10 protein-coding genes are annotated in these 9,093 nt (G+C 45.1%); all 10 read right to left on the reverse strand.

Annotated elements, in window-relative coordinates:
- Positions 1-10: 10 nt before the first annotated feature.
- The 10 genes from PHF27_RS05770 to PHF27_RS05815 all read right to left on the reverse strand — a co-directional run bounded on the left by PHF27_RS05770 (position 11) and on the right by PHF27_RS05815 (position 8,733).
- Positions 11-1,291 carry a phage major capsid protein gene (locus PHF27_RS05770; protein WP_300067233.1) on the reverse strand — a complete coding sequence of 427 codons (1,281 nt, stop codon included), beginning with the start codon at positions 1,289-1,291 and terminating at the stop codon, positions 11-13.
- Between the two features lie 2 nt (positions 1,292-1,293).
- A complete protein-coding gene (locus PHF27_RS05775; RefSeq protein ID WP_300067234.1) occupies positions 1,294-1,950 on the reverse strand; it encodes an HK97 family phage prohead protease in 657 nt (218 codons plus the stop codon).
- Positions 1,943-3,208 (reverse strand): phage portal protein, encoded by a 1,266-nt coding sequence (locus PHF27_RS05780; RefSeq protein ID WP_300067236.1) that lies wholly within the window; start codon positions 3,206-3,208, stop codon positions 1,943-1,945. Before PHF27_RS05780 ends, PHF27_RS05775 begins: the two co-directional genes overlap by 8 nt.
- 14 nt (positions 3,209-3,222) lie before the next feature.
- The gene (locus PHF27_RS05785) at positions 3,223-4,971 is read right to left on the reverse strand and encodes a terminase TerL endonuclease subunit (protein WP_300067238.1); all 1,749 of its coding nucleotides are present in this window, start codon (positions 4,969-4,971) and stop codon (positions 3,223-3,225) included.
- Between the two features lie 47 nt (positions 4,972-5,018).
- Positions 5,019-5,546 carry an NUMOD4 domain-containing protein gene (locus PHF27_RS05790; RefSeq protein WP_300067239.1) on the reverse strand — a complete coding sequence of 176 codons (528 nt, stop codon included), beginning with the start codon at positions 5,544-5,546 and terminating at the stop codon, positions 5,019-5,021.
- A 100-nt stretch (positions 5,547-5,646) separates the two neighbouring features.
- Positions 5,647-5,961 (reverse strand): hypothetical protein, encoded by a 315-nt coding sequence (locus tag PHF27_RS05795; protein ID WP_300067241.1) that lies wholly within the window; start codon positions 5,959-5,961, stop codon positions 5,647-5,649.
- A gap of 126 nt (positions 5,962-6,087) precedes the next feature.
- The gene (locus PHF27_RS05800; RefSeq protein ID WP_300067243.1) at positions 6,088-6,759 is read right to left on the reverse strand and encodes a hypothetical protein; all 672 of its coding nucleotides are present in this window, start codon (positions 6,757-6,759) and stop codon (positions 6,088-6,090) included.
- Between the two features lie 4 nt (positions 6,760-6,763).
- Entirely contained in the window at positions 6,764-7,609 is an 846-nt protein-coding gene (locus tag PHF27_RS05805) for a terminase small subunit (protein WP_300067245.1), read from the reverse strand.
- Positions 7,610-7,651: 42 nt separating this feature from the next.
- A complete protein-coding gene (locus tag PHF27_RS05810; RefSeq protein WP_300067246.1) occupies positions 7,652-8,029 on the reverse strand; it encodes a hypothetical protein in 378 nt (125 codons plus the stop codon).
- A 335-nt stretch (positions 8,030-8,364) separates the two neighbouring features.
- Positions 8,365-8,733, reverse strand: a complete 369-nt coding sequence (locus PHF27_RS05815) for a hypothetical protein (RefSeq protein WP_300067248.1) — start codon at positions 8,731-8,733, stop codon at positions 8,365-8,367.
- Positions 8,734-9,093: the final 360 nt, after the last annotated feature.

Genomic DNA, 9,093 nt, shown 5'->3' on the forward strand with positions numbered 1-9,093 from the left:
TGCTAATCACTTACGCACCTTTTTTGACAATAACCACACCATTTGGATCAAGTAATTTTCCATCCATAATCAGAATGGCTTTGTCGATATATTCGTTCGTATCGTGATCAAAATAGCGGAACATGGTCATTTGCATGTTGGAGTTAGTCGCATAGTTGCTCAAATTGCAATAAATTGCAACTACATCGCCAGTGGCTGCGTCATCATAGTTGGAGATAATATTATCCTCAACTTGAATTACTTCTTTACCTCCAAAACGCTCCTGCATCCCTTCGGTAATTCCATAATTCACCCGACCAATAGGCTGCCCGTTGGCGTCAACCATTCCGTCAATATATCCTTCGAAAGTGCCGGAGGCCATATAGAATGCAGCGCCAGCTTTATAAGACAGCGGCATTTTAGCAAACACTTTCTTTTTCCATGCACTCCACTCTTTAAACTCAGCCGCAGTCATGGTAACGATTTGACTAGCAGGGACACGAGTATCTACTGTAATCCCCAGCGCCTTATTCGCGCCATCGCCTTTGACAATTGACGTCTCAATTGCAATCACCATCGCCTCAACAATTAAATCAATAATAATTGTTTCAAATCCCGCCAAGCTTACCGTATCCGCCAGCAGAGACGTAGACACCTTGCATTCCAGGCCGTAATAGCTGAACGAAACTTTTGTATTGGACTGAACTTTTTGCTTATCGGAAGTAGGAGTTTCGCCAATCCATGTAGCTACCGGCTTCAAGGAAAGAATAGGAACGCTTACGCCGCCTTTAATACTTAACTTACGGGTGCGGCTATAAATTTGGCCATATGTTGTAACTTTTCGAATCACTTCATTGAGGATAGTAGTTGGAATAATCGCCGATACATCAGATGCGGTAGTCATTGCATCAGCCCGAAGTTCTGGAACCATTGCGCCTGTTTTGCAATATTCCATGAATGCTTTTCGATATTCTAACGTCCCATATTTATCATCCGTCTCGGAACGTTGTTCGCCGGCAGCGGCGGAACTAGCAATGACCTTAAAGCCTACACCAGGTACGAATTGGCGTTGCTCTTGAGTTTGCTGTCCATTAACAGCCGCAGTTCGTGCTTCTTCTGTAATAGTGCCAGCCTCTGCCGCTTCTGCCGCAGTAACCATGCCACGCAGTTCTTCAATTTCCATATTGAGATTCCCTAACTCTGCATTAATGCTGCGCAGTTCATTGACATCCTCTGATTTTTCCGACTTAGTTACCAATGCCGCCCGTTTTTCTTCCTTCTGAGCGAGTAATTTCATGAGTTTTTCTTTCATCGTTACATTCCTCCTAAGATTTTATTTTTGAGTTTATATATATTAACTTCCCTGGAGTTATCCAACTCCTGTGACCGCCGCGCATTATCCAATGCACGCCTGTCATTGTCCAATGACATTTGGTCACGAGCGCTAATATCAGTCGTTGGGTAGGCAGGCCAGTTTACTGCACTACATTCAAATACCTTAGCTATTTTTAGAATGGTTCTTGTCGGCATATCCGTATCAAGTCCGCTCCACTTATCGTCAGCGACTCGAAACATAAAGGACATTCCGTCCATATCTCCTCTAGCAACACTAGAATACAGCTGTCTCGCCTCACTATTATTCTCAACATCCAGTGCTGCCGACACAAACAACCCGACTTCATCAACTTTTAATTGCATTGTGCTGTTTCCGTTATTTCGCCTGCTTCTTGCCAATGGAACTTTATCCGTATTGTGGTTAATAAAAAAAAGAACGTCGTCGAAATCGCATCCGTCAAACGCTCTTTGGTCAATTTTTTCTTGGTACCAATTTCCAATATTCGTTATTGTGTCAAATACAGCCGCATGACCTTCTAGCATGTTTTGTTTAGCATCATCGCCAGGTGCAACTGCCCGAAAATCACTGACTTTAAAATTACGAGTTAAAATCATCGTTTCATCTTTTTTAGGCACTCTTCCCACCATCCTTTGTTTTACTAGCTTGGTTCAACTGATACGTATCCACAATTTGCGTATTCACGAAATTCAGCGACTGCAGCCGTCGATCGCCGCCATCAAACGGCTCCATTCCCAACAGCGTCCCCAGTATTTCATTCAGCGTCATGAGGCCGGTACTGGTTGCCAGATTGGCAAGCTCAATTTTGTTGCCCATCGACAAATATTCCAGGCGATTGTAATAACATTTAAGACGATGACCGACGTCCTGCTCGCGCCCCGTAAACAAACACGCTGACATACCCTGTTCAAACTCAGTAATAAAATCCTCAATGCAAGCTTCGTAAAAAGCCGCATGCTGATCGCCGTTGAAATCGCCAGAAAGCATCGCCTCTGAAACGCCGTACCGTTCTCGGATGATTGACTTCAACACTTTCATGACTTCCGAGTCAATGTTTGCAGGCGTCATATTAACCGGCGAAAAATCACCTGCCAAATCGGTCGCTACGATGCCGGATGAGCTCGTTTGTATATGCTCTTCAAAATCGTCGCGTTGCTTTTTTATAACATCAGAATCAACCAGCGTTTTAGCCCTGAATATTCCTTTAACTTTCAGACTTGCTTCGATTGCCAACGGCAACCCTTGCATCACTTTGTCTAACGTTGATACAGCCCCTAGTAAGTCTTTAGTGTCAGGCATTCCGTAATCATTCCCGCCTCCGACGATGGTGTTTTTCCCTCGCCTCCAGCGCAGATGCACAATATCTTCATAAGGCAAGATGTCGCAGGTACCGTCGCGCCAGTAAAACTTGATCTCCCATACATCGCCGGTTGTTTCGTCAACGCCAATCTCAATATTGGAGGGATTGAGCGGATAAAAAGCAACATACTTCCGATATGGCTGACCGGCTTTGTCGCAAACGATTTCATACTGCGGATAAATAAAGCAATTATGGTCCTTTCGCCGCAGCCATTCGCAACACGCCAAGAAATCTTTCGTCGTTTGCAGCGGATTTGGCTTAAACCGGAACAGCCTGGTAATGTCATCATTCTGCTGCCGGATCGTTCCCGGCTTTTGCACTACGGAAACCACATCAATTTTTGAAATTTCCGTAGCGATACGATCAATGCAGTTATTCACAAAATCAGACAAGTACACATTGTCCCCAAAGGTAGAAAAAATGGCCCTTCCATCGCTAAGAATGGCGGCCAATTGCTTCTGCTGCTTTCGCTGCTGATATTTTTGAAATACGCCCTGCAGGTAATTAAAAATCACTCGCTCACCTCCCTCTATACCATGCTCATGTATTCGGATTTGTATCGGCTGTATGCTGCGTAGGCAATAATAAAGCCCAAGGCACCATCAATACGGTTCTTGGACTGTCCCTGCAACTTCACCGGCATAATCCGGCCAATGTTATCCAGTTTTACCGACACGTTTTTCAAACACCAGCGATCAATCGGATTATTTCCGTAGACTAGCTTCTTGCTTTTCAGATCCGACTCGACGATTCGCATTGGTCCGGACAGCGAAGCATAGTCCATGCGGATTTGCTCCAACACTTCCTCGCCGAAATACTCGCCAACCAACCTCTTGAAGTCCTTGGCGTGCCAATTGTCATAGCCGATTTTAAACGGAATCATGCCATACTGCTGATACAGTCCATAAAACCATTGCGCTACTGCCAGCGGGTCCACCTCGCTGCCAGGGCAGATTGTAACTTTTCCTTGTTTTGCCCACTCGCGGTAATTCTTTTTCTCCGGGTTTAGATTTTGGTTGTCGTCTTCCAGTACCGCATCCGCTTTTATTTCAGGAATAAAATACATTCCCATAGAATACATCTTCCCGCAGTCCTTATCTAGCACAATCGCCTTGGCGCTGCAAAGGTCTGTCGTTTCTGCAAAGTCCAACGCGCCAATGTATTTTTTGCCAGTAAGAATGGACGGATCAAACTCCGCCGTATTCACGGCATCCGCCTCGGTCAGCCACGCCGCCGCTGCGTTCTGTTTGATATTGAAATCTTTGGACAGCATAAAGGCTCGAACAGTGGTTTCCGTCTTGGCCTCTTCCACCAGGCCATCCAAATAAGACCATTTCTTACTGACTCCAAGGTTTGGATTTGATTTTGGCCAGCTGGAACGGTTCTGCCACACCTCCGCCTCAGAATCTTGCGTATAAAGCCATGGCAAGAGTCGGCGATTTTGCTTTTCCCCTTTCAGCACCATCCTGGCATATGCCAAACGTTTGTCTAAGTACCCATCGTCGGTAAAGCCCTCCGTGGTAATCTCAAACAGTAACGGCTCATCCTTTGTCGACATAGATTGCTTGATTGGCATGACCAAAGAATCGTCCGCCATTTCATGCACTTCGTCGACAATGGCGAAGTCGATATTTTTACCTTCCTTGGCACCAGTCTTCGCGGAAAGCTTTTTGATCTTCGCCTTATTCTGGTAGCTGAACTTTCCCTTTTTCTTTTTCTGCTTAGGGTTTCCCATGAAAATACCTTTGATATTCTTCCGGCTTACCCGGTCAAGGCTTCTCGACTCTTCGCGCATGTTGTTGATTTCGTCGAAAACGATAGCAGACTGCTCATAGTCATTGGAGGAGCAAAGAATGTTCGTCCCCACTGGGCCACAAAAAAACTCGCAGTTGCCAAGAGCGGCACACAGCGAGCTTTTTCCATTTTTACGTCCAATCAACAAAAGAATTTCTGTAAAGCGTCTGATCCAGCGCTGTAATTCGTCGTCAAAAATTTGGAATCCATAGGTTGCCTCGATCAGCGCCTTCTCCCAAAGTTCTAATAAAAACGGCTTGCCTGCAAACGGGCTGATGGAATGCTTGCACTGTGTCTCAATAAACTTGATCCGCTTGTGCGGTTCCAGCATATCGAAGCGGTATTGCTCATCTTGCAGGTCTTCCAAAAGATTTTCAAGGCACTGCATGAGCTCCCGACCAACAACAATTTCGCCGGCGCTACATCTCTCATAATACTCAAGCAGGAAGGACTGCGGATACCGCTCCTTCAATTCATCCAGCATGCCGCAGTCCTCCTTTCTCCATCATTGCAGATGGTTGCCCATCTGGATCACGCTCCTCTCTTGTGAATCAAGTTAAACATATATCCCTTGCTGGTTTTGTATTTACCAGAGATACAATGCGTTATATCGCAACGCTTAATTCCCAAGTTTCGTGATGCATCAGCTATAGACTCGAAGCATTTCCCAACACCATCCTTTATACATATAGCAATTACTGGTTTTTTATTTGCATTTTTACTTACGAGACCCGTTTCAAATTGATGTTTGATATTATCAAGTTTTGTAACCCATTCCAGATTGTTTATCTTATTATTTCTCTTATTACCATCTTTATGGTTAACCTCAGGCAGTTTTCCACAATTTTCAAGAAAAGCAATTGCCACTAACCTATGAACTTTATACTCTGTCCGTCTACCATTTAGCGATAATCTGATTTTATAATAACCATGAGCATCAACACCTTGCTTGATAACTTGTGGAATATGCTGTTTACGATAATTCAAGGCCCTAATTTGCCCGAAGTTGCTTACCTGATATAAATCTTCATAGCCTTCAACATCTTTCCATATCTCCACTAATGCCCTCTCCTTTTATTCTTGAAAATAAAAAGAGAAGGTGGCAGGTAATTATCCTGCAAAGCCTTCTCATAACGTTTGCTATTTATTTATTTTTCTCTCACGCAAATTCTTCGAGATCGTTTTCCTCATCATCCACGCTACGGCCCAAAACACCGCTAAGCTTTGCGATATAGTTCAGGTAATTGGCCCTGACCTTTACGATCATACGGCTTACTGGCAGTTCTTTTTGCATGGCCGGATTCTCTGGATGCAGTTTTAGCAGCCCTGTTTGCTGCACAATTTTATGCAGTTGGTTCAGTTCTACCCGCAGCCTAGCCGCTTCCCAAATGGTTCCGTCTACTAAAGCAAGTTGCTTTTCATCCACCCCATCGAATAAAGCCTTGATTCTCTCATACTCTTGCTGCGTTTCCATGACTCACCTCCAAGTACCACCGGTTTTGGAAAGCCTCCCCGGAAAAGTCAAATTTTTGCCATGTAAAAAAATTGAGGGCCCCCACCGGTCCGGGTATTTTGGAAAAATTTTTGCGAAGCAGGGGGGCTACGGCTCAAAGTCCCTCCACCATTTCTCAATCCATCGCACCAAGTCTTTACCTCGCACTTGATCGGCTAGCGCTCTTTGCTTGCATTCATCAATCGTTGACTCACAATAGATCAACTCAGCGCCTAACTCCACTGATAACCGCTCCCTCTCTCCTTTGCCCGGATAGCCGCCGACAATATAGGCATCATGCCACTCGCCGTAGCGAGTCTTAATCATGTCCAACATCTTGTCACGCAAAGCAAAGACATTGAACCTAAGATTGTTTGGCTTATCGTGCATGCCCATGCCGCTGATCGCTTGGAACAGACTATCGATATCAAGGATCATATCGCCTCGCTCTGCCATCTGATTGACCAATGTCGTCTTACCACTGCAAGGACTGCCATACACCAAGTACACTGACCGCTGCTTACTACCGCAGAAATGATGCGGCTGCTTGTTATGGCAATCATGACAAGCCAAACGTATCAATGCAGGATTGAGTGTTACCTTTGGATCTGTTACGTTTTGCGGTGTGAGTGTTACTGTATGATGACCAATCAGTTTAGACGTATCAACCATAACAGCGCCACACTCCTGACACACTGGACCGCGCTCAATAATCAGGTTGCGCCGCAGTTCAATCCATTCCTTTGACGCATATAGCGTCTTGGCAAATCCCTGAGCCATATCGTTACCATTCCTTTGCTTTCAGTTCGCGCTCCCGAAGAGAAAGGACCGCCTTGTCATAGGCTATCTTGTGCTGGTTCATTGGGTTCATGCAGAAGTAATCTGCCAACCACCGCAATGCTTTCTGCCTATCTTCCAATTTTACTTTCATGCCGCTGCGCCCCAAACTTATTTCACAGATTAAACCGCCGTCCACGTCATTACTGTCCTTGAATTCCAGGTAGTCACGTTTGCGAGTTTTAACATTGCCGTTACCATCAATCATGATATGCCCATGTTCATCCACTGCCGGATATTCTTCCGTGCCAAAATCAGCGAAATCGCTTATGTCAGCAAAGGCGATCCGCATATAGCGCTCGACAATATCATCCTCAGATATCATGATTGACCGCCGTTTTATGTTCTTCAGACGCTGTACCTCATCCCTCACCTTAGGTATCTGTAGCAATTGCCATCCTATCTCACTTGGATACTTTGCCGTATACCCTGCCTTAATAGCCGATTGCGTCGCATTGTAACTCTTGACGTAAAAAAAACAGAAAAGCTTTTGCTTTTCCGTCAAGTTTCCTTCGTCATTTATCAACGCCAACTCGGACCCGGTAACCTTTCGCTCTTGGTTCGGCGCTACTTTTTCATTTTTGTTACTCTTGCTTTTAGCTGTTACTTTTCGTTTTGGCTTTTTGTTACTGTTACTTTTGCTTTTCGACTTGCTAGGCCAATCAGCGGTGTTACGCCGCAGCAGGCTAGCGTTTATTCCTTTACTCTCAGCAAACTGCGTCTTACTTGTGCAGTCCGAGCGAAGGTACTCTTTGAGTAACGCTTCCCAATCATATTTTGCTTTTGCCGCCATTACATCATGTCACCACCGCCCGTTACTTTTTAGCGTTACTAATTAACTACCAAAGCTCCTCATTTCCGTTTTGCGCAATTCGCTGATTTTCCGCAGCGCAACAAAGTGCGCCTCGTATCCATCAAGTTCAGCCTTCGCTAACCCATAGATCGCTTCGGCATTATCGCACTCATTGCCAGCAGCAATAACCTCAGCATCAATCTCCACTAACGCTTTTACAACAGCGGCTGTACCATCATGGCGATATTTAACCGTCGCTCTCGCGACCTCCCTTTTGAAGGCCGTTGTCTTAATCGCAGCATCGGCTTTATACGTTGCAACCAAATCCGTAAGGGTAGCAATTTGATTTGAGCATGTCGTAAGTAGATGCTGTAACTCTCCCACGCTTGGATTGTCCGGTATCTGGAATATAGTACCCACACGCTATCGCCTCCTTCCTCAATCTCTAACATGCCGCTCGTAATATTCAGCATGCTCAGGATATAACGCACTCAAATGGTCGCAGCAGCGCCGATTAGCACCCTGCACATCATCCTTGTGTGCCCACGTATGGCAAGCATCACAACTATTAACCCCTTTATGAATCACATCTTCTTTTTCATTGCCGTACGGCCAATGATGCCATTTCACTCCAGGATCAACATAGCAATGACAAAAAATACACTCGTCATTATCTCGCGAGTGTATTTCATCGTTCAACTTCTTTACGGCTTTACTACCCTTCGGAAGTCGTATTCGCTTTTGCTTTTGCAGATTCACCTTAGCGACCCCTTCTTCTGCGTCATTGCTCCATGCCTGCGCTCGAAATTCGTAGGCACTGGCGCACGGATCGCCTCATTGCTACCCATTTTCCCACTGCACCGTCCCTTGTTCCATTCCACTCGTCCAGCGCTGCACGTCCCACACTTACTACGGTCCAAGCAGTTTTCCTTGCAGTCAATAATCGTGCCCCGTTCCTTGTCTTTTGGAGTCACAATCGCATGCCCTGTCTTATACGAGTCAATTGCATCCGCAACCTTATCCATCACATTAAACTCTTTCTCGTTTTTCCCAGGCCAGTCGCGCAGCGCATGCTTCACGATCATCGCCTCCACCAACGTCAGCTCCAAAATCAGTTTCCCCATACAACTACGCTCCCTTCGCAAATAAAAAAGCGCCCCGAAGGACGCTTTAACTAAATCTATTTACTAAACATGTCTTTCTCTCTTCTTATCATTTCACTTTGCAACATACTAACACAAATAGCAATTTTTTTCACATCATCATCAGATATATTTTCTTTCTTCTGCTCTCCAATATTTTTCCACTCTATGCAATCAGTATACATCTCATAGAAACCATGTAGCTGCTCGTTATGTCGGTTCAACCCCATAATTTTGGAGTATAGTCTCTATTTCAAGCCATACTGTAGCATAGCTCTTTATTTCATCACAATGTCACGACAAACGGTTGGCCATTGGTCTGCAAAACCATGTTGTGAAATT

Source organism: Anaeromusa sp. (assembly GCF_028691475.1).
In the GTDB taxonomy this organism is placed as follows: domain Bacteria; phylum Bacillota; class Negativicutes; order Anaeromusales; family Anaeromusaceae; genus Anaeromusa.

Excerpts from the sequence above, each read along its gene's own strand:
- PHF27_RS05770 (WP_300067233.1), bottom strand. The coding sequence starts at position 1,291 with ATGAAAGAAAAACTCATGAAATTACTCGCTCAGAAGGAAGAAAAACGG.
- PHF27_RS05785 (WP_300067238.1), bottom strand. The coding sequence starts at position 4,971 with ATGCTGGATGAATTGAAGGAGCGGTATCCGCAGTCCTTCCTGCTTGAG.
- PHF27_RS05795 (WP_300067241.1), bottom strand. The coding sequence starts at position 5,961 with ATGGAAACGCAGCAAGAGTATGAGAGAATCAAGGCTTTATTCGATGGG.
- PHF27_RS05800 (WP_300067243.1), bottom strand. The coding sequence starts at position 6,759 with ATGGCTCAGGGATTTGCCAAGACGCTATATGCGTCAAAGGAATGGATT.
- PHF27_RS05805 (WP_300067245.1), bottom strand. The coding sequence starts at position 7,609 with ATGGCGGCAAAAGCAAAATATGATTGGGAAGCGTTACTCAAAGAGTAC.
- PHF27_RS05815 (WP_300067248.1), bottom strand. The coding sequence starts at position 8,733 with ATGGGGAAACTGATTTTGGAGCTGACGTTGGTGGAGGCGATGATCGTG.